The organism is Mycobacterium sp. (assembly GCF_049280035.1).
Classification (GTDB): domain Bacteria; phylum Actinomycetota; class Actinomycetes; order Mycobacteriales; family Mycobacteriaceae; genus Mycobacterium.
This window is the reverse complement of record NZ_JBAPPI010000899.1, coordinates 1-2,027: the sequence shown is the minus strand read 5'-3', so window position 1 is coordinate 2,027 and position 2,027 is coordinate 1. Positions and strand designations below refer to the sequence as shown.

Below are 2,027 nucleotides of genomic sequence, written 5' to 3'. Positions count from 1 at the left end.
GAAGATCTCCGGCCCGCTCCACCAAGCACGGGACAGCAGCTCTTCAGCCGACAAGCCCGGCGGTGGCTCACGTCGGGCCAGTACCTCACCCAGCTCGTTCATCATCGCCGCGACGCCGTCGAGGTTGTAGGCGAACTTCTCGACGTAGTCCGTGCCCAGCGTGGTCAGCAGTTGACGACGCGGGTCGACCAGCCACACTTGTGCCGACGGACGCGAAGTCGGTTGCGCGATGCTGGCTCCCGGCTCATACACCCGCCCGATCTCGGCCATGATGGTTGCCAGCGTCGTGGTCCGGCCACACTCGCGTCGACCCGTCACCATCAGGTGAGCGTTCTCGGCGAAGTTGAGGTACACCGGCTGTAGGTCCAATTCGTTGATGGCCCAAGCGATTCCACCGGCACCGACGTTCTGGCGCCGATCGGCCGCGGCCAACGCCTGCACCTGCTCCAGCCCGAACCGGGCGGGCAGCCGGCGCACCGGCGGTGCGTGACCGACCGCGACCCGGCTGACCGCTGCAGCGACGTTGTCGGACTCGAAAACCGAGTCCGGCGTGCTCGCCAGCGCGGGCCTGGCCACCAGCGTGTGCAGACCCGATTGCGGATCGCTGTCCAGCCGCACGTAATTCACCGCGACCATGCCGCGGCCCGGCTTGACCGGAACATCCTTAGCGAACCGCGAGCGCACCAGCTTCGCGTCTTCAACCGCAGCCAGCCGCAGCTCGATCCGGGATCCGAAACCGCTGCGCACCGGCGGCCGCAGCTCGGACTCGCGGTCGGCCGTGACTATCACATGCACCCCGAACGACGGTCCCTGGTTGATGATCTGGTTGACCTGCTCGATCAGCACCTCGTTCTCTTCGGCCAGCGCCCGGTAGTTGTCGATCACCAGGTACACATCGCCGAAGCCGTCGTTGGGCACGCTGCCGGCCTCCCCGCCGAACTTGCGCCGACGGAACACGTCCATCGAGGGCACGTCGTACTCGAGGAAAGTGTGCTGGCGCACGCGAAGCAGCGCCAGCAACTCAGCCACCGTGCGGCGAACACCGTAGGGGTCGGTTGGGCCGACCACCTCGCCGACGTGCGGCAGCCCGGCCACCGTCGTCAGCGCGGTGCTGCTGTAGGCCAGCACGTAGAACTGGACCTGCTCGGGCGTATGGATCAGCGCGGCCGAGGAGATCAGCGTCTGCAACGCGGTGGTCTTGCCCGAGCCGCCGGCACCGAGGATCAGCACGTTTGAACCCGGCCCGGAGGTGTCCACCGCCCACGGTGGCTGGTCGTGCTTGAACGGCCGGTCGATGATCCCGATCGGGAACACCAAGTTCCTGGCGCTGCCGTATTCCTCCTGCCACGGCCGATCGAGGAACCGGTTCACCAAGTTTTCGATCGACACCGGTACGTCGAGTGGCGGTTGCCACAGCCGGTAGGGCTCGAAGTCGATTCGGCGCAGCTGATCGATGATCACCGTGCCGACTCTCGGCGTCCGGATTGCCTCTTCTTCCTCTTCGTCCTCGTCGTCGGGCTCGCCGGCTCCGTTGCCGCCCAGCGCCTCGCCGTTCCCGCCGAGAAGCTCGCCGTTGGCGGCGAAGTCGTCCGGTCCGCTGACACTGACCTCGATAGGCGTGAAGCCGGTGGTAAATAGTTGCGGCCGAATGTAATCCACGGCATGCGTAATCGCCGTCTGCCCATCGTCGTCGAGCGAAACGCCACGGCGGTAGTCGCGCCATAGGAATTCCGCTTGGAACCGGACGATCTCCTCGAGGCTCTTGCGGAAGTAGCCCAGCCCGGCCTGAGCGGGCAGGTTTACCGCGTTCGGCACGCCGGCCGCCTGCGCCGCACCGGCGGTGCGCGCTTTCAGCACCAACCGGTAGCCCATGTTCTCCATGAGCTTTTCGGCCCGGCTCTCGATGGTCTGCGAGGCCATCATCAGGTGGATCCAGTAGGCGCGACCCTGCCGGCCGATCGAGTCCAGTACGTCGACCGCGGTCGGCATGATGCGGAACCATTCGTAGAACTCGTCGATGACCACCA

Annotated in this window: 1 protein-coding gene; it reads right to left on the bottom strand. The window is 66.3% G+C overall.

Annotated elements, in window-relative coordinates; all coding sequences use genetic code 11:
• Window positions 1-2,027, bottom strand: a 2,027-nt coding sequence (gene eccCb / locus WAN71_RS28620; protein ID WP_422228558.1) for a type VII secretion protein EccCb, incomplete at both ends; no start/stop codon positions are given.